This is a genomic window from Paractinoplanes polyasparticus (genome assembly GCF_019710575.1).
Lineage (GTDB): Bacteria > Actinomycetota > Actinomycetes > Mycobacteriales > Micromonosporaceae > Actinoplanes > Actinoplanes polyasparticus.
This window is the reverse complement of the sequence record NZ_JAHWFK010000010.1, coordinates 1-21024: the sequence shown is the minus strand read 5'-3', so window position 1 is coordinate 21024 and position 21024 is coordinate 1. Positions and strand designations below refer to the sequence as shown.

The 21024-nt window shown below is 68.7% G+C and carries 19 protein-coding genes and 1 tRNA gene; 10 read left to right on the top strand and 10 right to left on the bottom strand.

The window, feature by feature from the left end:
* Positions 1-625: 625 nt before the first annotated feature.
* From KXC43_RS13815 to KXC43_RS13795, 5 genes are all read left to right on the top strand, one after another.
* The gene (locus tag KXC43_RS13815; protein ID WP_221376444.1) at positions 626-1813 is read left to right on the top strand and encodes a beta-1,3-glucanase family protein; all 1188 of its coding nucleotides are present in this window, start codon (positions 626-628) and stop codon (positions 1811-1813) included.
* A 247-nt stretch (positions 1814-2060) separates the two neighbouring features.
* Entirely contained in the window at positions 2061-2735 is a 675-nt protein-coding gene (locus KXC43_RS13810; RefSeq protein WP_438870888.1) for a chitinase, read from the top strand.
* A gap of 188 nt (positions 2736-2923) precedes the next feature.
* Entirely contained in the window at positions 2924-4186 is a 1263-nt protein-coding gene (locus KXC43_RS13805) for an NAD(P)/FAD-dependent oxidoreductase (protein WP_221376442.1), read from the top strand.
* Positions 4187-4242: 56 nt separating this feature from the next.
* A tRNA-Ile gene (locus tag KXC43_RS13800) sits at positions 4243-4316 on the top strand.
* Positions 4317-4700: 384 nt separating this feature from the next.
* Complete coding sequence (locus tag KXC43_RS13795; RefSeq protein WP_308129074.1) at positions 4701-5465, top strand: alpha/beta fold hydrolase; 765 nt, start codon at positions 4701-4703, stop codon at positions 5463-5465.
* 256 nt (positions 5466-5721) lie between these two features.
* Here the strand turns inward: KXC43_RS13795 and KXC43_RS13790 are convergent, their stop codons facing one another.
* Both KXC43_RS13790 and KXC43_RS13785 read right to left on the bottom strand, forming a co-directional pair.
* A complete protein-coding gene (locus KXC43_RS13790) occupies positions 5722-6135 on the bottom strand; it encodes a type II toxin-antitoxin system VapC family toxin (RefSeq protein ID WP_221376447.1) in 414 nt (137 codons plus the stop codon).
* Positions 6135-6383, bottom strand: coding sequence for a FitA-like ribbon-helix-helix domain-containing protein (locus KXC43_RS13785; protein ID WP_221376441.1), 249 nt, complete (start codon positions 6381-6383; stop codon positions 6135-6137). The genes KXC43_RS13790 and KXC43_RS13785 overlap by 1 nt, the downstream gene beginning before the upstream one ends.
* A gap of 681 nt (positions 6384-7064) precedes the next feature.
* Here KXC43_RS13785 and KXC43_RS13780 point away from each other — a divergent pair.
* Both KXC43_RS13780 and KXC43_RS13775 read left to right on the top strand, forming a co-directional pair.
* Positions 7065-7286: a DUF3311 domain-containing protein gene (locus KXC43_RS13780; RefSeq protein ID WP_308129073.1), complete on the top strand. Its 222-nt coding sequence runs from the start codon at positions 7065-7067 to the stop codon at positions 7284-7286.
* 1 nt (position 7287) lies between these two features.
* Entirely contained in the window at positions 7288-8985 is a 1698-nt protein-coding gene (locus tag KXC43_RS13775) for a sodium:solute symporter family protein (RefSeq protein WP_438870887.1), read from the top strand.
* Positions 8986-9275: 290 nt separating this feature from the next.
* On the opposite strand, the gene KXC43_RS13770 is transcribed toward KXC43_RS13775, so the two are convergent.
* Positions 9276-9605, bottom strand: a complete 330-nt coding sequence (locus KXC43_RS13770) for a PIN domain-containing protein (protein ID WP_255644054.1) — start codon at positions 9603-9605, stop codon at positions 9276-9278.
* 82 nt (positions 9606-9687) lie between these two features.
* Complete coding sequence (locus tag KXC43_RS13765) at positions 9688-9933, bottom strand: hypothetical protein (RefSeq protein WP_221376439.1); 246 nt, start codon at positions 9931-9933, stop codon at positions 9688-9690.
* 530 nt (positions 9934-10463) lie between these two features.
* Between KXC43_RS13765 and KXC43_RS13760 the strand changes: the two genes are divergently transcribed.
* Together KXC43_RS13760 and KXC43_RS13755 are read left to right on the top strand one after the other, a co-directional pair.
* Positions 10464-14336 (top strand): ThuA domain-containing protein, encoded by a 3873-nt coding sequence (locus tag KXC43_RS13760; protein ID WP_221376438.1) that lies wholly within the window; start codon positions 10464-10466, stop codon positions 14334-14336.
* A gap of 207 nt (positions 14337-14543) precedes the next feature.
* Positions 14544-14717: a hypothetical protein gene (locus KXC43_RS13755; protein ID WP_221376437.1), complete on the top strand. Its 174-nt coding sequence runs from the start codon at positions 14544-14546 to the stop codon at positions 14715-14717.
* A gap of 18 nt (positions 14718-14735) precedes the next feature.
* Here the strand turns inward: KXC43_RS13755 and KXC43_RS13750 are convergent, their stop codons facing one another.
* A complete protein-coding gene (locus KXC43_RS13750) occupies positions 14736-15587 on the bottom strand; it encodes an SDR family NAD(P)-dependent oxidoreductase (RefSeq protein ID WP_255644053.1) in 852 nt (283 codons plus the stop codon).
* A 142-nt stretch (positions 15588-15729) separates the two neighbouring features.
* On the opposite strand from KXC43_RS13750, the gene KXC43_RS13745 reads away from it, so the two are divergent.
* Positions 15730-16587, top strand: a complete 858-nt coding sequence (locus KXC43_RS13745; protein WP_221376436.1) for a helix-turn-helix transcriptional regulator — start codon at positions 15730-15732, stop codon at positions 16585-16587.
* 24 nt (positions 16588-16611) lie between these two features.
* Here the strand turns inward: KXC43_RS13745 and KXC43_RS13740 are convergent, their stop codons facing one another.
* The 5 genes from KXC43_RS13740 to urtD all read right to left on the bottom strand — a co-directional run bounded on the left by KXC43_RS13740 (position 16612) and on the right by urtD (position 21011).
* Positions 16612-17175 (bottom strand): TetR/AcrR family transcriptional regulator, encoded by a 564-nt coding sequence (locus KXC43_RS13740; protein WP_221376435.1) that lies wholly within the window; start codon positions 17173-17175, stop codon positions 16612-16614.
* The gene (locus tag KXC43_RS13735; protein ID WP_221376434.1) at positions 17172-17744 is read right to left on the bottom strand and encodes a TetR/AcrR family transcriptional regulator; all 573 of its coding nucleotides are present in this window, start codon (positions 17742-17744) and stop codon (positions 17172-17174) included. The genes KXC43_RS13740 and KXC43_RS13735 overlap by 4 nt, the downstream gene beginning before the upstream one ends.
* Positions 17744-19435, bottom strand: coding sequence for a purine-cytosine permease family protein (locus KXC43_RS13730; protein WP_221376433.1), 1692 nt, complete (start codon positions 19433-19435; stop codon positions 17744-17746). Before KXC43_RS13730 ends, KXC43_RS13735 begins: the two co-directional genes overlap by 1 nt.
* Positions 19436-19525: 90 nt before the next feature.
* A complete protein-coding gene (locus tag KXC43_RS13725; protein ID WP_221376432.1) occupies positions 19526-20209 on the bottom strand; it encodes an ATP-binding cassette domain-containing protein in 684 nt (227 codons plus the stop codon).
* A gap of 1 nt (position 20210) precedes the next feature.
* Complete coding sequence (urtD, locus tag KXC43_RS13720) at positions 20211-21011, bottom strand: urea ABC transporter ATP-binding protein UrtD (RefSeq protein ID WP_221376431.1); 801 nt, start codon at positions 21009-21011, stop codon at positions 20211-20213.
* Positions 21012-21024 lie beyond the last annotated feature (13 nt).

Below are 21024 nucleotides of genomic sequence, written 5' to 3'. Positions count from 1 at the left end.
CTTTCGCGGGGGCTGGACGCCTCGGTGTGGTGGCTGCGGTGCGGGATTGGCTTGCGCTTTCGCGGGGGCTGGACGCCTCGGTGTGGTGGCTGCGGTGCGGGATTGGCTTGCGCTTTCGCGGGGGCTGGACGCCCCGGTGCGGTGGTGCGGTGCGGGATTTGCTTGCGCTTTTGCGGGGGGCTGAGCGCCGCCTGCGGTGGGTGCGGTGGGGGATTGCCTGCGCTTTTTGCTCGTACGCGGTGGGTCGGCGGTTCTGTGGGCGGTGTGGCCCGGTGCTTGTTGTGAACCGGTGGTTGCGCTCTGTTTGGTTGGGCGTTGTTGTTGCCCCGGTTTTTGGTGGGTCTGCCCTTCTGGCCACAATCTTTCCGGAAGAGTGTTGTGTGGCTGTGAGCTGCGGAAACGTTGCGTTTTAGGGCTCCTCCTCGCTTGTGGTATGGCGTGACGGTCATCGATTGACACGGTGTGGTGGCGGGGTGAAGGTGGTGAGAGCGCTCTCGTCGGTGACGGAGCGTCACGGCCGGGCGCAGCCCCCTTCCCTGTCCGCCCCCGAAGCGTTCCGGCCGACGCGGGATCCCCTCCGGCTCGCCGGGCCTGCGTCATCAGGGGGCCGGACTGTGGAGTGCCTATGCGTACCAAGCGCAAATCCCTGCTCGGAGCGGCCGTGGCGGCCGTCGCTGTGGCCGGTGTCATCGCCGGCGTGCCGACCGCGAACGCGGCCGGACCGGATCTGCTGCCGCTCACCGTCACGAACGACTCCGGCCGGAGCGAGGCCGTGCACCTCTACGTGCTCGGCGAATCCGGCGGCCGGCTCGGCTACGTGACCGAGGGCGGAACCTTCACGCCGTGGCCGGGCGGCGGCACCCCGCCGACGCCCGCGCCCGACGTTGCCATCGCCGGGCCCGGCAACGGCGCCAGCAAGACCATCCAGGTGCCCAAGGGTCTCTCCGGGCGCATGTACATGGCGTTCGGCGACAAGCTCGACTTCCGCCTCTCGCAGGACGGCGGCCTGGTGCAGCCCGCGCCCTGGGCCGGCGGTGACCCGAGCCGCGACGTCCTCTTCGACTGGAGCGAGTTCACTTACAACGACTCCGGCGTGTGGCTGAACAGCTCTCAGGTGGACATGTTCGCCGTGCCGCACAAGGTCAGCGTGACCGGCTCCGACGGGCGGACCGCGCAGACCGGTGAGCTCAAGCCGGGCGGCCACAAAGCCGTCATCGACGGGCTCCGGGCCGACCCCGAGTTCGCCAAGCTGATCCAGACCCGCGCCGACGGGACCGTGCTGCGGGTGCTCGCCCCCGGCAAGGGTGCGGACGCAGGCGGGTTCGACCCCGATTACCTCGGCGGCTACATCGATGAGGCCTGGGCCGCGTACGCGGACACCGATCTCACCGTCAAGCCCTTCGCCGATCAGCCCGGCAAGGTGTTCACGGGCCGCACCAGCGGTGACGTCATGAACTTCACCGACAGCACCGGCGCCCGGGTCGCCAGTTTCACCAAGCCGACCTCGTCGAACGTGTGGGGCTGCGACGGCAACCTGGGCGCCCCGAACGACCTGGTCGTGGGCCCGATCGCGCGCAGCCTGTGCGCGGCGCTGACCCGCGGCACCCTCGGGTCGCAGCCGGTCGAGCCCAGCACCGACCCGGCGACGTTCTATCAGAACACCCCCACCAACCTGTACGCGAAGCTGATCCACGCCAACATGGCCGACGGCAAGGCCTACGCGTTCGCCTTCGACGACGTCGCCAACCAGGAGTCGCTCGTGCACAGCGGCGACCCGGCGGCGATCGGCATCACCCTCTCGCCCTTCAGCTGAGCCCCCGCTCCGGGGCGCTTCCGCGGCGCCCCGGAGCCTTCAGAGCGGAAGGATTTGTCATGCATCGCAGATTCGCATTGCCGCCGCTGACCGTCGGAGTTTCCCCCGCTTCGGCCCACGGCTATATCTTTTCCCCGCCCAGCCGTCAGGCCAGCTGCGCCGCCGGCGCGGTCAGCGGTTGCGACGACCTGAACATCGGAGGCCGATCATGAAGCGTCGTTTTCTTGCGGCGGCCGGCGCAGTAGCTGTGGCTCTGACAGCGGGCCTGGCCGCGCTGCTCCCCGGCACGGGCGCCTCGGCGGCGACACTGCCGGTGTCCGAGGCCCAGTTCCAGCAGATGTTCCCGAACCGGATCCCTTTCTACTCGTACGCCGGCCTGCTCGACGCCATGAACAAGTTCCCCGAGTTCACCGGGGCCGGCGGCGAGGACGTGCAGAAGCAGGAGGCCGCGGCGTTCCTGGCCAACATCAACCACGAGTCCGGCGGCCTGGTGTACGTCGAGGAGCTGAACCAGGCGAACTGGCCCCACTATTGTGACGCCACCCAGCCGTACGGTTGCCCGGCCGGTCAGGACGCGTACCACGGTCGCGGTCCCATCCAGCTGAGCTGGAACTTCAACTACAAGGCGGCCGGCGACGCGCTCGGCGTCGACCTGCTGAACAATCCGGACCAGGTGAAGAACGACGCGTCCGTGGCCTGGCAGACCGGCCTCTGGTACTGGATGACCCAGACCGGCCCGGGCTCGATGACCCCGCACGCCGCGATGGTCGGCGGGGCCGGCTTCGGTGAGACGATCCGCAGCATCAACGGCGCGCTGGAGTGCAACGGCGGCAACCCGGCCCAGGTGCAGAGCCGGGTCGACGCCTACCAGCGGTTCGCGCAGATCCTCGGCGTGGACCCGGGCGGCAACCTCTCCTGCTGACCCCCTTTTCCCGTACGCCGGCCGGCCCTTCAGCGCCGGCCGGCGTCGTCGTGATCCGCCGGAAGCTGGACGCGGCCCGGGCCGTGCGCTTCGAGGGGCTTGAGCGCGGCTCTTGGCCTTTCCGCTGCCGGGGACACGTGCCGCGGTTAGTCTTGGGGCTGCCTGGTTCGTCCCCTTGTGAGGTGCACGTGTCGCAACCTGTTGAGGTGGACGTCGTCATCGTCGGCGGCGGCCTCGCCGGACTCTCCGCTGCCCGGCGGCTCGACCGGGCCGGGGTCGAGTGGCTGCTCGTCGAGGCCTCCGACCGGATCGGCGGCCGCGTCGCCACCGACGTCGTCGACGGCTGGCACTTCGACCGCGGCTTCCAGGTGCTCAACACGGCCTACCCACGGGTGCCGGCCCTGGTCGACATCGACGCGCTCGACATGCGTTACTTCACGTCCGGCGTGCTGGTACGCCGCGGCGGCGAGCTGCACCGGCTGGAGAACCCGGTGCGGGAGCCGCTGTCCGCGGCGCAGACCCTGAACGCCGGGGTCGGCACGCTCAGCGACCGCCTCAAGTTCGCGGCGCTGGCCACCCGCTGCGCCACGCTGCCGCCCTCGAAGCTGCTCGAGGCGCGCGAGGTCACGGCTCAAGAGATGCTGCGCAAGGCCGGCCTGTCCCACCGCATGATCGAAGAGGTGCTGCGCCCCTTCTTCTCCGGCGTCTTCGGCGACCGTTCCCTCGAGACGTCGAGCCACGTCCTCGCGATGGTGCTGCGCTCGTTCGCCCGCGGAAAGATAGGTGTGCCCTCGGCCGGCATGGCAGCCCTGCCCGCGGCGATCGCCGGCCCGCTCCCGTACCCCCAGCTGTTGATCGGCGCCCGTACGCTTTCGGTCGGCCCCGGCGTGGTGGTCACCGAAGCCGGCGAACTGCACTGCCGGGCCGTGATCGTCGCAACCGACCCGTCCGCGGCAACGGCCCTGCTGCCCCAGCTGCCCCAGACCGACATGCACGGCCTGACGACGTTCTACTTCGGCGCCGACCACGCCCCCATCAACGAACCCACCCTGATCCTCGACGGCGACCGCCGCGAGATCATCGCCAACACGGTCGTAGTCAGCAACGCCGCGCCCGAATACGCGCCGACCGGCAAGTCGCTGATCGCCGCATCGGTGGTCGGGGTCTCCGCCCCCTCCTCAGCGTCCGAGACGGTGATCCGGGTCGAGCTCTCCCGCCTGTACGGGGAGCCCACCGACGATTGGGAGCTGCTGGAGGTGGTAAACATCCCCGAGGCGCTGCCCGCCGCCCGCGTCCCCCAGGCGCAACTACGCAAGCCGGTAGACCTGGGCGAGGGCCTGTTCGTGGCCGGCGACCACCGAGACAGCCCATCCATCCAGGGCGCGCTGGCAGGCGGATGGCGTACGGCCGGGGCTGTGCTTTCCTGGCTCGGCACCCGGGTCAGCGTCTGACCCGGGGAGATCGCTGGCTGTGGGTATGCGGCACGGGTTACTATCGCCGCCGGTAAGGGGCGGTAGCTCAGTGGGTTAGAGCAGGGGACTCATAATCCCTCGGTCGCGGGTTCGAGTCCCGCCCGCCCCACTCTTACTCACCTGGGGGCGACCCCCAGACCCCACGTTACGGTGGGCGCGTTTGGTGGGTTGGTCACGCCGCGTCATTCGATGCGCCCTCCGATCGCTCAGGACTGGGTTGGCGCATACATGATCAGCCTGCGAGGGTTCTGCGCCGCCGGCAGCCGGCGGCCCTGGTGATCGGCTTGCGTCTCAGGGGCGGAGGGCGGCAATTCTGCTCCACGTTTGCAGCGCGGGTTCCTTGCTGACTTCCGGAAGGTCCGGCACTGTCGGAGGGCTGTGATTCTTCATCGCATCGGCTTTCCCCGGAGGCACTGTGACTGACGACCTGACCGCGGCGAATGTTCGCATCGAGTCTGTGCCGGCTGCCTCTGTCCTGCCGCGTACCGCCACCGTGGTCGTCGACGACGGCACAACGATTGCCTATCACTGCTGGGAGCCGGATGCCGGCGTCAGCGCTCACCCGGTACCAGTCGTGCTGCAGCACGGTTTCACCGCCGACACGATGGTTGACTGGCTGATGCCGGGCACGGTCGCCGGTCTCACCGCCGCCGGACGTCGTGTCGTGGGGGTCGACGCCCGTGGCCACGGCCGATCCGGTAAGTCGCCCGACGCCACGCGCTACGGCGAGCAGCGGATGGCCGACGACCTCCTCGACGTCGTAGCGCTGCTTGATGCGCCCGCCATAGATCTCGTCGGCTACTCGATGGGAGCGGTCGTCGCCCTGCTCGCCGCGGCCGAGCGAACCACCATCCGCCGGCTCGTCGTCGGTGGAGCAGGCGCGGGCATTGTCGAAGTCGGCGGCGTGGACACGCGCGCGTTACCGAGCGACCGACTGGCTCATGCCTTCCTGGCCGAAGACCCGGACGACCTGCCGCCTGAGATCGCCGGCCTGCGGATGCACGCCGAGATGCTCGGTGGCGACCTGCCGTCGCTGGCCGCGCAGGCCCGCGCCGTGCATCGTGCCGGCATCGACCTTGCCGCCGTCACCGCCGAGACACTCGTCATCGCCGGCGACGCCGACCCTCTGGCCGAACGCCCACACATTCTGGCCGAGGCCATCACCGGAGCTCGCTTGTGCCTGGTCGATGGCGGGCACGATGTCGTCGGCAGCAATCCGGACTTCCGCTCCGCGATCATCGATTTCCTCAGTCGCTGACTTACGCGAGCGACCTGCCAACCGGAACGCGCGGCTCAGGGGCGGCGGCCTGCCCTTTCAAGTGCGCGGGCCTGAACACCCGGCAACGGATCGCCGCTCAGCACAAGGCGGTTCGCATGGTGCAACGTTCGGCCCGCCTAACCGCTTACCTGCGCGGACGGTCAGCTAGATTGAGGCGTTGCGCGAACCGCGCTGGGCGGGTAGCCGGGTTCGTGCTGAGTTCGCGAGACTCGAGCTGCGGACGTCAGGCGGTTGTCTACTGCCAGGGGTCGATGAGCGAGATCCCGGTGTCGACGAAGTCCTTGGTGTTGCGGGTGGCGAGGGTTGCGACCTGTGATCGGCAGATGGCGGCGATTTGGCCGTCGAATCCGCTGATCGGGTTGCTGTCGGCTTCGCGGCCGGCGACCACGTCGGCGTAGGCCGTGGCTGCGGCGAGGTCGAAGGGTAGAACCTGGCGGGGGAAGGCGGCGAAGATTTCGTTGGCCGCCTGGTGCAGGTCATGTCTGCGGCGGCCGTCCGATAACCGTGCGATGCCGTACCGAATCTCGGCGACCGTGACCGACGTGGTGTACAGGCCGGTGCTGGACGTCTGCTGCAGCCAGGCGAGCACCGCTGGAGCTGGTGTGGCCCGCATGAGTTCGGAGACGACGTTGGTGTCGAGGACGATCATCACTCGCCGAAGTCTGCTGCTCGAGCGGGAGTGGTCCGGGCCGGAACGTCGAGGTCGACCCCGCCCAGCTGCCCGAACCGCTCGGTCAGCGCGCTGAAGAGATCGGTTCTGGGACGTTCGTCTTCGGCGGCGGCCGCGGTGAGGATGAGGCGGATCTCGGCCTCCATGGACCGGCCGTGCCGGGCAGCTCGGAGACGCAGTTTCTTTTTGACTGAGTCGTCCAGGCCTCGGATGCTGAGGGCGGCCATTGCGCATCTCCTCGTCCTGCGGCGTTGATAGCAATGCTAGCGCGAGGCTGCGACAGGTGGTGCCTGGCCATCCTCTACTGATGCCGTGACCCGGCGAAGACTTCTTTCAGCATGGCGCCCGGGACGGTGATGCCGCGGTTCGTATGCGCCGGACGCCACCGCACCCGGCCGCGCCAGACCAGCCCGTTCCCAGCGGGCCCTCCGGTGCTCGCCGCTCAGCACCACACCCGGCATGTGATTGCGCCGGCACCGGCCGAGCCGGCGCACGCTCAGTGACTGCCGTCCGGTGGTGTCGGCCTCATCGGTTCCGGAGCCGGCGCCGCTGCTCGACGGGACATCTGACGGCTTGGGGTGGCCTGACCTCGTACGTCAGGAACGGGATGGGGTCGGCCCAGACCTCGCTCGCCATTGCTGGTGTCAACCCCCAATTTAGATCGTACGAAGTGGACGTATTGATGAGCGGGTGCGGTCCGATGGTTGATGATGGTGATCAAAGTCACCTGCGAGCATTGCGGCCGGTGGACTGGTGATCACACTCCGGAGGCTGTCATGGCGGACAGGCGTTACGGACAAGTTGACTGGCATACCACCACCCAGGGCCTACCGCCCGAATGGCCGCCGCGGGGCGAGGTACCGCGGACCATGCCGGCTGTCCGTCCGCGGCACGCCGCACCAGACCACGTGTTCCCGGTACGCCGGACCTTGCGAGGCTTCTTCCGGCGCCCCGACGCCAACCGCCGGCATTGGTTGCTGATGATTCCTATCGTGCTGCCGCTTGTGCCGGCGATCTACAACCGGACGGAGCCGGCTCTCCTCGGCCTGCCGTTCTTCTACTGGTGCCAGCTCGGGTTCGCGTTTCTGGCGAGCGTCGTGATCGCCTACGTCCACTTGAAGGCGCGCTGAGATGCCCGCCATGGACGACCAGACGGTCCAGCTTGTCGTCTTTACGTTGATCTTCGGACTGGTTGCGATCATGGGGTTCGCAGCCTCCCGATGGCGCCGCCCGAACGACATCCACAGCCTTGAGGAGTGGGGCCTCGGCGGGCGTGCCTTCGGCAACTGGGTGACGTTCTTCCTGCTCAGTGGGGACGTCTATACGGCGTATACGTTCGTCGCGGTACCCACCCTGGTGTACGGAATCGGCGCGGCCGGCTTCTTCCCGGTGCCCTTCCTGGTGATCGTTTACCCGATGCTGTTCGTGGTACTTGCCCGATTCTGGTCGGTGTGCCACGTGCACGGGTTCGTCACGCCGGCGGAGTTCGTCCGGGCCCGGTTCGGCTCACGGGAACTCGGCACCGTGATCGCCGTCCTCGGGATCGTCGCCACGATGCCGTACATCGCGCTGCAGCTGATCGGCATCGAGGCGGTCTTCGAGGTGATGGGTCTGCCCAAGGGCTGGCCGCTCACCATCGCTTTCCTGGTGCTGGCGCTCTACACGTTCAGCTCCGGGCTGCGCGGGCCGGCGCTGGTGTCGATCGTCAAGGACACGCTGGTTCTGTGGAGCGTGCTCTGCGTCGTCCTGCTCGTGTCGATGAAGCCGGGCGGCTGGGAACCCGTGTTCCGGCTGGCCGAGGCAAAGTTCACCGCGACGCCGCGCACCGACGACGGCCTGCTGCTGCCGGCGCAGAGCGAGCTCAACTACGTAACGCTGGCCCTCGGGTCGGCGGTGGCGCTCTTCCTCTACCCGCACACGCTGACCGGCGTGCTGGCCTCGCGGAACCGGGGCACGCTGCGGCGCAACCTGGCCGTGCTGCCGATCTACACGCTCACCCTTGGCGTGATCATGCTCATCGGGTTCGCCGCCATCTACAGCGGCACACAGCCGCTCGGTGGCAACGGCAACACCGTCGTGCCCCAATGGTTCAACGAGAACGCGCCGGCCTGGACCGCCGGCATGGTCTTCGCGGCCATCGGCGTCGGCGCCATGGTCCCAGCCGCGATCATGTCGATCGCGGCGGCCAACCTGTTCACCCGTGACATCTATCGCGAGTACTTCCGGCCGCAGGCCTCCGCCAAGGAGGAGACATACGTCAGCAAGACCGTCTCGCTGACCGTGAAGTTCGGCGCCCTGCTGGTGATCCTGCTGTTGAATACGCAGTTCGCGATCGACCTGCAGCTCATCGGCGGCGTGGTGATCATGCAGACGCTGCCCGCCGTGGCGCTCGGCCTCTACACCAATTGGTTCCACCGATGGGCGCTCGGCACCGGAATCGGTGCCGGCCTGCTGGTCGGCATGGTGATGCTGTACCAGGTACCGAAGTTCGGCGGCGCCGACGGCCGCACGGTCGTCCGCGAGCACTTCGGCGGATCCGCCTGGCCGCTCGACACGATCGGCATCGACAGCGGCGCCAGCGTCTACGTCGGCGTGGTCGCACTCGCCGTGAACCTGATCCTCACGTTCCTGCTGACGCCGGTCTTCCGCAACCTCGGCATCCTCGACGGCCGGGACGGCACCCGTGACAACGACTACGTGGCCGACGAGGGCGACCCGACCGTTCGCCGGATGACCGAGATCCTCGACGGCGATCCGGTACGCGAACCGGTCCCGGCACCCACCAACTACTTCACGCCGATCCCGCGCCGCCCCAGCACACGGCGCTAAGTGACCATTCTGGCTAATCGAAACGCAGGCCGGAGCGTGACGCCTTCCCGGCCGGCGCGCGAGGCGAAGCGGACCGCGGATGCGGCCGAACGCCAAGCCGCTGCCGCCGAGGCCATACTGCCACCGCCACCACCGGCCGTCGCCTGGAAGGCGGAACTGCGCAGTACCGCCCGTAGGTCGAAGGCACGAACTTCGTCCTGCGCAACGTCGGCGCCATCGATGATTGCGTGGACGGACCCACCCGGCGCGCCGCGCTGGGAGTTCGGATCCGCGCGGGCTGCTGACCAGTGTCAGGCGGCGATCTGGCCGTCGAATCCGCTGATCGGGTTGCCGACTGACTCGCGGCCGGCGACCACGTCGGCGTAGGCCGTGGCCGCGGCGAGGTCGAAGGGGAGGACCTGCCGAGGGAAGGCGGCGAAGATCTCGTTGGCCGCCTGGTGCAAGTCGTGCTTGCGTCGGCCGTCCGGTAGCCGCGCGATGCCGTAGCGGATCTCGGCCACTGCGACCGACGTGGTGTAGAGACCGGTGGTGGACGTTTGCTGTAGCCATGCGAGCACAGGCGGAGCAGGTGTGGCGCGCATGAGTTCAGAGACGACATCGGTGTAGAGGACGATCATCACTCGCTGAAGTCCGCCGCTCGGGGCGGGGTGCTCCGGGCCGGAACGTCGAGGTTGACTCCGCCCAGCTGCCCGAACCGCTCGGTCAGTGCGCTGAAGAGATCGGTTCGTTGGCGTTCATCTTCGGTGCGGCCGCGGTGAGGATCAGGCGGATCTCGGCCTCCATGGGCCGGCCGCGCAGTAGCTCCCAGCGGATTGCTTGAAGCCGGTGGGCGGGCAAAGGTCGAGCTGCTTCGCCGTCGCCTTCGGCGAGCCCGTCCCCCGGCCCTCCGCCTGAGGCCGAGGACTTGTCGGCAGCCAGATATGGCGTCTCTCGGGAAGCGCTCTCCATCAAGTGAGATAAGCGGGTGTTGCGTTGCCTCAACGGGCAGATGTGGCGTGCGCTTGTGTCACACCGGTGTCGGTCGACGGTGGATCAACGGCAGACCGGGTCTCACCAGTTCGTACTCGTCAGAGTGTTCCGTCGGTCAGCGCCTTACGTTTCCGGGTCGAGGGGAGCTTCGGCCGTCCGGTTTCACGACGGTCGATGAAGGCATTGTTGGGCGATGACGAATCTGTTAACTTTTCAGCACCTCTGAGAAAGCGCTCTCCGAGGATTTGAGCTCCAAGATTTGACGGCACCGCATCCCCGACCAGGTGCCGTCGCAGCCGCCTACGACCACCCCACTCACTTCCATCCCCCATCGCGGCGCCGCGCGACGTTCCCCCGATGCGCGACGTGCCGACCCTCCATCGCTGGGACAGGCGCGACATCGTCATGCGCGCTCAGGGACCCATCGCGGGGGCGCCTACCGCGGCCACGTTCGAGACGTGATCGGCGCACGTCTCGGCTGCTTCCTCACGAGAGGGACCCAACCGATCATGATTCGCAGAGTGCTACTGATCGTCGCCCTTGTCCTGGCCGGGATGGGTGTCAACGCCGCCCCGGCATTCGCTGCCGACTTCTCGGTGCTGATCTTCAGCAAGACCGCGGGGTTCCGGCACGACGCCATCCCCGCGGGGATCACCGCGATCCAGCAACTGGGCGCGCAGAACAACTTCACGGTCGAGGCGACCGAGGATGCCGCACAGTTCACCGACACGAACCTGGCCCGGTTCAAAGCGGTGATCTGGCTGTCCACCACCGGCGACGTGCTCGACGCGACCCAGCAGGCCGCGTTCGAGCGTTATCTTCGCGCGGGTGGCGGCTATGTCGGTGTACACGCCGCTTCCGACACCGAATACGACTGGCCCTGGTACGGCAACCTCGTCGGCGCCTATTTCGCGAGTCACCCCGCGATCCAGCCGGTCACCGTTCGCATCGAGGACACCGCTCACCCGTCCAACGCGGGCATCCCGGTGAACTGGAACCGCACCGACGAGCTGTACAACTACCGCACCAACCCCCGCTCGCAGGTGCACGTCCTCGCAAATCTCAACGAGGCCACGTACACCGGCGGCAGTATGAACGGCGACCACCCGATCTCGTGGTGCCGGCCCTACGACGGCGGCCGATCCTGGTACACCGGCCTCGGCCACACCCAGGAGAGCTACACGGAGGCCCACTTCCGTACCCACCTGCTCGGCGGCATCAGGTACGCCGCGCAGAACGTCGGCAACTGCTCGGTGCAGGGTGCCGCCGGCACGTTCAGCCAGGTGAACCTGGCCAAGGGCGTGGCCGAGACCGGTGAGCCGATGGGCCTCACCGTGCTGCCCAACCGGGGTGTGCTGCACACCTCGCGCAACGGCGTCATCCGGTACACCGACGTCAACGGCAACACCAAGGTCGCGCTGACGCTGCCGGTCTACAGCCACGACGAGGAGGGTCTGCAGAGCATCAAGGCCGACCCGAACTTCGCCACCAACCGCTGGGTGTACGTCTATTACGCGCCACCGCTGAGCACGCCCGGCGGCGACGCTCCGTCCACGGGTACGGCGGCGCAGTTCGCGCCGTTCAACGGCTCCAACAAGCTGGGCCGGTTCACCGTGCGGGACGACAACACGATCGACCCGGCCTCGCTGGTGACGATCCTCGACGTGCCGACCAGTCGTGGGCTGTGCTGCCACGTCGGCGGCGACATCGACTTCGACGCCGCCGGCAACCTGTACCTGTCCACCGGTGACGACACCAACCCGTTCGACTCGGCCGGTTTCGCGCCGCTCGACGAGCGGGCCGACCGCAACCCCGCCTACGACGCGCAGCGCACCTCGGGCAACAGCAACGACCTGCGCGGCAAGGTGCTGCGGATCAAGCCGGGCGCGACCGGCGGCTACACCATCCCGGGTGGCAACATGTTCGCCCCGGGCACGCCGAACACCAGGCCCGAGGTGTACGCCATGGGCTTCCGCAACCCGTTCAAGATGAGCGTCGACAAGGCAACCGGCGTCGTCTACCTCGGTGACTACGGCCCCGACGCCGGCTCGGCCGACCCGCAGCGCGGGCCCGCGGGCACCGTCTCGTTCGAGCGGATCACCCGGCCGGGATTCTTCGGCTGGCCGTACTGCTCCAACTACAACACCCCCTACCAGGAGTACGCGTTCCCCACCGGGCCGTCGTCCGGTGCCTACAACTGTGCCGGTGGGCCGACGAACAACTCGCGGAACAACACCGGTGTCACGGCGCTGCCGGCGTCGCAGGCGGCGTGGCTGCCCTACGGTGGGCAGGGTCCCTGGCGGCCCGAGCTGGGTGGGGGTGGGCCCATGGGCGGCCCCGTCTACAACTTCAACCCGGCGCTGGCCTCCGATGTGAAGTTCCCGGCGTCGTACGACAAGAAGGTCTTCCTCGGGGAGTTCACGAGTCGCTGGATCAAGGCGGTCACCCTGAACGGCGACGGCACGGCCGGCGCGATCGAGCCGATCCCGTGGACCGGAACGGCGATCATGGACATGGAGTTCGGGCCGGACGGCGCCCTGTACGTGCTCGACTACGGCACGACCTGGTTCGGCGGAGATGAGAACTCGGCTCTCTACCGGATCGAGTACAACAGTGGCGGCAACCGGGCTCCGATCGCGCAGGCCAGCGCCACCCCGTCCTCCGGCGCGGCGCCGCTGACCGTGCAGTTCAGCTCGGCGGGCAGCAACGACCCGGACGGCGACCCGATCACGTACGCCTGGGACTTCACCAGTAACGGCAGCACCGACTCCACGGCGGCCAACCCGACGTTCACCTACCCGGCGAACGGCGAATACACCGCGACGCTGACGGTACGGGATTCCGGCGGCAAGACCTCGACGGCCAGTACGGTCGTCGGAGTCGGCCGGCCATCGATCCAGTTGATCGCACCGCCCGACGGATCGGTGTTCCAGTTCGGCGACCTGGTGCCGTACGAGATCAGGGTCACCGACCCGAATGCCGGCACCATCGACTGCAACCGGGTCGTGCTCAACTACGTGCTCGGCCACGACAGCCACGGTCACCCGATCACCAGCAGGAACGGCTGCAGCGGCTCGATCCAGACCACGGTGGACGGTGAGCACGACGCGAGCGCGAACATCTTCGGGGTGCTCGCCGCGGAGTACACCCCCGTCACCGGAGTCGCGGTCCAGGCTCAGCACCTGCTGCAACCGCGGACCCGGCAGGCCGAACACTTCGGCACCATGAACGGCGTCCAGGTCGCCGCCAAGGCCAACGCGCACGGCGGCAATGCCATCGGGTACATCGAGAACGGCGACTGGATCTCCTTCGCCCGGTACAACCTGGCCGGCGTGACCGGCATCAAAGCGCGGGTCGCCTCGGCCGGCGTCGGCGGCACGCTGACCGTGCGGACCGGCTCACCGACCGGCCCGGTGGCCGGCACGGTGCAGGTCGCCCCGACCGGCGGCTGGGAGACGTGGGCCGACGTCACCGGGACGATCAGCCCACCGGCCGGCACGCAGCAGTTGTACCTGGTGTTCACCGGCGGCGCGGGATCGTTGTTCGACATCGACGACTTCACGTTCACCTCCGGCGGCACCACCCCGCCGCAGTCGGGCAATTTGGCGTTGAACAAGCCGGTGACGGCGTCGAGCACGGAGTCCGTCGCCTACCCGGCGTCGGCCGCGGTGGACGGTTCGCCGACCACCAGATGGGCGAGCACGGCGGGCGATCCGCAGTGGATCCAGGTGGACCTCGGCCAGTCGACCTCCATCGACCGGGTCAAGCTGACCTGGGAGGCGGCCTACGGCTCCGGCTACCAGATCCAGACGTCGGCCAACGGGACGACCTGGACCACGGTACGGACGATCACCGGCGGCGACGGTGGGGTGGACGACAACACGGCGCTGGGCGCCACCGGTCGCTACGTGCGGATCAACGGCTCAGCCCGCGGCACCGCCTGGGGCTACTCGCTGTTCGAGTTCGAGGTGTACGGCGGCGTTGTCGTGCAGCCCTCGGGCAACCTGGCGTTGAACAAGCCGGCGACGGCGTCGAGCACCGAGGCGGTCGCCTACCCGGCCTCTGCGGCGGTGGACGGTTCGCTGACCAGCAGGTGGGCGAGCGCCTTCGCCGACCCGCAGTGGATCCAGGTGGACCTCGGTCAGTCCTCCCCCATCAATCGGGTCAAATTGACCTGGGAAGGGGCGTACGGGTCCGCGTACCAGATCCAGACGTCGGCCAACGGGACGACCTGGACCACAGCCCGGACGATCACCGGCGGCGACGGTGGGGTCGACGACCACACCGCGCTGGCCACCACCGGCCGGTATTTGCGGATCAACGGCACGGCCCGGGCCACCGGCTGGGGCTACTCGCTCTTCGAGTTCGAGGTCTACAGCTGATCGACAGACCGCGCACGACGGGGTGCGGGGACCTTCGGGGGTCCCCGCACCCTGGTCTGTCCCGGCTGAGAGTCACTCATTGACGGTATGACGAATGGAGCTGGGGCGGGTCGCGCTGAAGGAATCCACTGTGTCGGTTCTGTTCCCGCTCGGTGGGGTGGACGATGAGGGGGATTCCGAGCGATCTCACGACTGAACGGAGCCCTCATGTCTGAGCCGTCCGGTGAGAAGGGCGCGGCTCCGAAGGTTGATTCCTCGGTTCCGCAGACGGCGCGGGAGCCCGGCCTGGTCGATGTGACCGAGTGGCGCCCCGGCGTCGCCGATGCGAAGCCGGCCCAGCGCCTGGACAATCTCATCGGCCTGGCCCGCCAGTCGGAGTAGCGGTGTGCCGCGCCCGAATCAGGCGCCGGTGAGGGTGGCGGTCGCGTGCCACAGAGTTCGGGCGGTGGTGAGGTTCTGGGCGGCCCGACTGGGTTTGCGGATCATCGGGTAGCCGGTGAAGCTGAACAGACCGTCCGGGCCCACGTAGGCGTTGCCGGGGACGTTCTGGGTGGCTGCGTAGAGCAGGGGCAGCGCTCCTCGTTCGGCGTCCTGCACCAGGAACGGGAGGCGGTTGATGACGCCGAGCGGAGAGTGGCTGACCAGGTTGGTGCGCGCGACCCCGGGGTGGGCGACCACCGACCGTACGGTGTTGCCGGCTTCAGTCAGGCGGCGCTGCAGCTCCAGGGAGAACAGCACCACGGCGAGCTTGGACGATTCGTAGACGGCCAGACCGTTGTACTTCCGGGTGCGCCAGTCGAGGTCGTTCAGGTTGAGCTTGCCGAAACGGTGCAGTTGGCTGCCCACCGTCACCACACGGTCGGTCAGGCGGGGGAGCAGCAGGTTGGTCAGCAGGAACGGGCCGAAGTAGTTGGTTGCGGTCTGCAGGTCCAGGCCCTGCGCGGTGCGGGCGGCGGGGATGTCCATCACGCCGGCGTTGTTGATCAGGATGTCGACGTTGCCGGTGTAGGACTGCGCGAAATCTCGTACGGAGTCCAGGTCGGCGACGTCGAGGCGGTGAACCACGAAGTCGCCGCGCATGCCGGCTACCGCGCGGCGCGCTTTGTCGACGTTGCGGGCGGCCAGGACGACCGTGGCGCCCACACGGGCCAGTTCGCGCGCGGTGATCAGGCCGATCCCGCCGGTGGCGCCGGTGATCACCACCCTGGTGCCGGTCATGGTCGGAAGCTGGTCGGCGGTCCATCCGGTCATCGGAATTCCTCTCGAGGTGGCTGTCCCACCAGTGCACCGTCCGGCCGGGGCCCGGATGAAGGACCTGCTCAGCCACTGAATGACAGGGCGTGGCTAACGATCACCGGCCGGGCGACGATAGGGGCCGAGAGAGGGGAGCCCGATGGCGGACACAGCACTCGACCGCGACGGCCTGGCCGCTTTTCTGCGCGGCCGCCGGTTGGCGCTGCAACCCGAGGACGTCGGCTTGCGGCGGGGCGCGCGGCGGCGTACGAGTGGGTTGCGCCGCGAAGAGGTCGCCGAGCTGTGCGACATGTCGGCCGACTATCTGGCCCGGCTGGAGCGAGGCAGCGGCTCCCAGCCGTCGCAGCAGATGGCCGCGGCCATCGCCCGTGGCCTGCGCCTGACCCCGGAGGAGCGGGACCACCTGTTTCTGCTGTGCGGGCACCGCCTGCAGTCGCGGCAGCTGCGCGACGCCCACATCAGCCCGGGGCTGCTGCGCGTCATGGACCGGCTGCAGGACACCCCGGCCGAGATCGTCGGTCCCATCGGCGAGACCTTGCAGCAGACCCCGCCGGCGGTGGCCCTGCTGGGCGACGAGACGCGCTACACCGGCCCGGCCCGCAGTGCTCTCTACCGCTGGTTCACCGATCCCGCCGCGCGCTCCCGCTACCTGGCCGACGATCACCACCTGAACAGCCGGGTGTACGTCTCGATCCTGCGCGCCGCGGGTGCCGCGCAGGGCCCCGGGTCGCCGGCGGCGGCACTGGTGACCGAGCTGCGGCGGATCAGCCGGGAGTTCGCCGAGTTGTGGGACCGCCAAGAGGTCGGTCTGCGCTGGAGCAGCGCCAAGCGTTTCGTCCACCCCGAGGTCGGGCGGATCGACCTGTACTGCCAGACCCTGCTCGATCCCGACCAGGGTCAGTCGCTGCTCATCTTCACGGCTGCACCCGGAACCGAGAGCTACGACAAGCTGGCCCTGCTCACCGTGCTGGGCTCCGACTCGTTCACCGGTTCTTGACGGCGACGACGTGCGAACACCCCGCTACGGGGCGACGCGGTCGCGGATGGTGTCGAGTACCGCCTCCGCTGCCCAGGCGGCGGCGTCGGCGATGTCTCGGCGGTCCATGCCGAACTCGCGGCGGAACGTCACCCAGGTTCCGACGGAGTCGAGGTGTGACAGCGCCGCGATGACCGCCCTGCGCTGCGCCGCGTCGAGGGAGGGCACTTCGGCGTCCAGCAGCTGCTCGAGTTGGGCTCGGCCGGGGGACGGAGCCGCGCCGCTCACGCCGCGCATTGCTGTTTCGGCGACGACGTGGGCGAGTTCCGGGCGCGCGTCGTAGCGCTCCATCGCCTCGCGGATGGCCAGGGGGATGTCGAAGATCGACTGTGACTCCTCGCGGGCGAACAGCGTCGCCTCGATCCACTCGGCGGTGGCCAGGAGCAGGTCTACGCGCGTGGGGTAGTTGCGGAACACCGTTCGCTCGGCGATGCCGGCCCGGCGGGCGATGACCCGGTACGACACGTCGTCGCTGCCGACCTCCTCGATCAGTTCGGCGTAGGCGGCGAGGACGGCCGCTTGCGTGCCGCTCAGCTCCGGGACGGTCACGGCTCCGCCCGCGTCGCGGCAGCGGAGGGCAGCTTGGCGAGCACGGTGTCGACGGCGCGGTCGAACGCGTCGCAGATCTCGCCGGCGTCCAGGTCGAAGCCCGTGCGCAGGCGCGCCCAGAACATCGCCGACGAGAAGTAGCGCAGGGACGCCGCGACCCGCCGCCGATCCCGTCGGTTGAGCGTCGGCGCCGCCACGTCGAGCATCGCCTCGATCGCCCGGGTGATGTAGGCGGGCTCCGTGTCGAGCGTCGGCGAGATCGCGGACGCCCGGGCGCCGACGTACGCATACGCGGGCAAAGCGTCGAAGGCCCGGAAACGCTCGTGCGCGGCGGCGCGGAAATCGGAGACGGTCACGAACGGGGGCAGGGGGAACGAGGTCTGCTCGATCCAGTTCGAGAGGGCGGCGAGCAGGTGCGCGCGGGTGGGGTACTGGCGGTAGATCGTGCGCTCCGAGATTCCCACCTCGTCGGCCAGCGCCCGGTAGGAGATGTCGTCGAACATGCGCTCGCGCAGCAGCACCGCGGCGCTCGCGAGAATCGCGGTCGCGGTGTCGACCGACTCCTCCATCACGTCCCCCCACGTCTTTGGGATGCTCTGCGGGCGGCCGCCCAGCGCGGGGGCCCGGTGACTTCCGGCGGGAGCACGTAGCGGTCGGAATCGTCGAGTGTGAGCGCCAGCGACGAGACGTACTGCACCTGGCCGTGCGGTCCTCTCTCAGCCGAGGCCAGCATATCCGGCCGCTCGAAGGTGTACCCGGTGACATGGCAGCGGAGCCGCTCGCCCGAGGGGTTGCCGTCTTCGTCGAACCGGGGGGAGTCGATGCCGTCGGACCGGCGGCGCAGGTAGTAGCGCCCCCGCGTGGCGACGGCCATGACCGGCGTGGCGACGACCGCGACGCCGATCGCGATGAGCACCGAGAACGGCTTGACAGCGGCGCCGAGCAGCCCGGCGAACGCGAGCAGCGACAGCACCGAGGCGAGCCCCACCGACACGAGCCCCACCGGGTTCCAGTCGTGCAGCATGCCGCGACGGAACTCGGGGTAGCGCGGCGAGATGCGTAGCACCCACTTGTTGACTGCGATATCGGTGGCGATCGTCACGAGCCACGCCATGACGACGTTCGCGTACAGGCTCAGCACGAAGGTGATGAGGGTGAAGACGTCCAACATCATGAGCACGTACGCGATCACGAGGTTGAACAGCACGAAGACCGTACGACCCGGGTAGTGCTTCGCCACCCGGGTGAAGACGTTCGACCACGCGAGCGAGCCCGAGTACGCGTTCGTCACGTTGATCTTCACCTGCGCGACCACGATGAGCACGACGGCGAGGATGATCGCGAGCCAGTCGGGGACGAGGGTCTGGTACATCCCGACGAACTGCTTGACCGGTTCGGTCGCGCGGTGCCCGAGAGCGGGTTCGACCTTCACGAGCAGGTAGACGGCGAGAAACACCCCGATCACCTGCTTGGTGCCGCTGAAGATGATCCAGCCCGGGCCGGAGAACACGAACGACGTCCACCACGAGCGGGCGTTCGACGGCGTGCGCGGCGGCATGGCGCGGAGATAGTCGATCTGTTCCGCCAGCTGCGGGGTGAGGGCGAAGCACACGGCCGCGCTCGACACGACGGCGCCGAAGCTGACCGAGCCGTCGGAGTTGCCGGTGAACGACGTGAAGGCGCGCACCGACTCGGGGTCGGAGACGAGGATCCACAGCAGCGGCAGCAGGGCGAGGGCGAGCCACAGGGGCGTGGTCCAGAACTGCAGGCGCTCCAGCGCACGCATGCCGTAGATGACGATCGGGATCACGACGACGGTCGAGATGAGATAGCCGAGCCACAGCGGCATCCCCGTCGCCAGTTGCAGCCCCTGCGCCATGATGGCGCCCTCCAACGCGAAGAAGATGCAGGTGAAGCCGGCGAAGATCACGGTCGTGATCATCGAGCCGTAGTAGCCGAAACCCGCGCCACGGGCGATCAGGTCGAGGTCGAGGTTGTAGCGAGCGGCATAGTAGGCGACGGGCACGCCCACGATGAGGATGATGACCGACGCGAAAAGAATGCCGAGCACGGCGTTGTCCGTGCCGTGGTCGATGCCGATGCTCGCGCCGATCGAGAAGTCGGCGAGGAACGCGATGGACCCGAGGGCGGTCGCGCCGACCGACGCCGCACTCCAGCGCCGGAAGGTGCGCGGCACATAGCGGAAGGCATAGTCCTCGAGGCTGTCCTCCGCGGCCGCGCGTGCGTTGTCCGTCGACACAGTGGCATCCCCTAAGGCACCTTCGCGTGGGGGATCCTCCCTGTCCGGTGTTACGACGGCATTTCCGGCGTGGAAGCCGGTCATGTCGGCTCAGATCGCCATGGCGGCTCGCACGGTCGAGGCGGCGGCCGAACCGCCCTCGCCGGTGTGTGTGACGAAGCCCGAGGCGAGCACAACGTAGCGTTCGGCGGCCTCGAGGGCGAAGCCGATGTGCTGCTCGACGAGCAGCACATGGATGCCCTCGCCGGCCAGCTGCATGATCGTCTGCTCGATCTCGGCGACGATCGTGGGCTGGATGCCCTCGGTCGGCTCGTCGAGGATGAGCAGCTTCGGCTCGGTGATGAGGGCGCGGGCGATCGCGAGCTGCTGGCGCTGCCCGCCGGAGAGCAGGCCCGCCTTCCGGGTCGCGAACTTCTCCAGGGCGGGGAAGCGGGCCAGCTGCGCGTCGATGAGAGTCCGGCCGCGCCGGCGCCCGTCCGCGGCGAGTTGGAGGTTCTCCATCGTCGTGAGCTGGCCGAACGACTGCTGACCCTGCGGCACGTACGCCATACCGCGGGCAACGCGCTTGTTGGGGGCGAGCGACGAGATGTCCTCGCCGTCGAACAGCACGCGGCCCTTCGTCGGCTTGATGAGGCCGATCGCGAGGCGCAGCAGGGTCGTCTTGCCGGCGCCGTTGTGGCCGAGCACGGCCACCACCTTGCCGGCCGGCACCGTCACGCCGTGCAGCACCCGTGTACGCCCGTAGCCGGCCTCGATGTCGGTGATCTCGAGCATGTCAGTCCTCCGTCAGCTTCAGCGTCTCGGCCACCGGTTCCGGCACGACCGACATGGCGGCCGTGGTGGCGGCGCCCGCGGTGCCGAGGTAGACCTCCTGCACCTGGGGATCGGCCTGGACCTCGGCCACCGTGCCCTGCGAGAGCACCTTGCCCTGGTGCAGCACGGTCACGCGGGTGGCGAAACGGCGCATGAAGTCCATGTCGTGTTCGACCACGAGCACGATCCGCTTCGCCGCGATGCGCTGAAGGAGCTCGCCGGTCGCGGTGCGTTCGTCGTGGCTCATGCCGGCGACGGGCTCGTCGAGCAGTAGCACCTTCGCGTCCTGCACGAGCAGCATCGCGATCTCCAGCCACTGCTTCTGGCCGTGCGACAGGATGCCGGCCGGCGTGGCGAGCTCGCCGGCGAGGCCGGTCTCCTCCAGCGCGTGCTCGATCGACGGGTCGACGCCGCGCCGGGCCCGCAGCAGCGAGGCCGAGGAGCGGTGGAGCCCGGCGGCGATGTCGAGGTTCTGCAGCACGGTCAGCTCGTCGAAGACGCTCGCGGTCTGGAACGTACGGCCCACCCCGAGCCGGACGATCTTGTGTACCTGCTTGCCCAGCAGCTCTTTCTCGCCGAGCTTGGCCGACCCGGTGCCCTTGGTCAGCCCCGTGATGGCGTCGATGCAGGTCGTCTTGCCGGCGCCGTTCGGGCCGATGAGGAACCGGACCTCGCCGGGATGCGCGTCGAAGGAGACGCCGCCGACCGCGACGAAACCCGAGAACTCGACGCGGAGGTCGGTGACAACAAGTGAAGCGCTCATGACTGAGTCTCCT

Bases quoted from the DNA above. Each gene is read 5' to 3' on its own strand.
- KXC43_RS13815 (WP_221376444.1), top strand. From the start codon at position 626: ATGCGTACCAAGCGCAAATCCCTGCTCGGAGCGGCCGTGGCGGCCGTC.
- KXC43_RS13790 (WP_221376447.1), bottom strand. From the start codon at position 6,135: ATGATCGTCCTCGACACCAACGTCGTCTCCGAACTCATGCGGGCCACA.
- KXC43_RS13785 (WP_221376441.1), bottom strand. From the start codon at position 6,383: ATGGCCGCCCTCAGCATCCGAGGCCTGGACGACTCAGTCAAAAAGAAA.
- KXC43_RS13775 (WP_438870887.1), top strand. From the start codon at position 7,288: ATGCCCGCCATGGACGACCAGACGGTCCAGCTTGTCGTCTTTACGTTG.
- KXC43_RS13765 (WP_221376439.1), bottom strand. From the start codon at position 9,933: ATGGAGAGCGCTTCCCGAGAGACGCCATATCTGGCTGCCGACAAGTCC.
- KXC43_RS13760 (WP_221376438.1), top strand. From the start codon at position 10,464: ATGATTCGCAGAGTGCTACTGATCGTCGCCCTTGTCCTGGCCGGGATG.
- KXC43_RS13755 (WP_221376437.1), top strand. From the start codon at position 14,544: ATGTCTGAGCCGTCCGGTGAGAAGGGCGCGGCTCCGAAGGTTGATTCC.
- KXC43_RS13750 (WP_255644053.1), bottom strand. From the start codon at position 15,587: ATGACCGGATGGACCGCCGACCAGCTTCCGACCATGACCGGCACCAGG.
- KXC43_RS13745 (WP_221376436.1), top strand. From the start codon at position 15,730: ATGGCGGACACAGCACTCGACCGCGACGGCCTGGCCGCTTTTCTGCGC.
- KXC43_RS13735 (WP_221376434.1), bottom strand. From the start codon at position 17,744: ATGGAGGAGTCGGTCGACACCGCGACCGCGATTCTCGCGAGCGCCGCG.
- KXC43_RS13725 (WP_221376432.1), bottom strand. From the start codon at position 20,209: ATGCTCGAGATCACCGACATCGAGGCCGGCTACGGGCGTACACGGGTG.
- urtD (WP_221376431.1), bottom strand. From the start codon at position 21,011: ATGAGCGCTTCACTTGTTGTCACCGACCTCCGCGTCGAGTTCTCGGGT.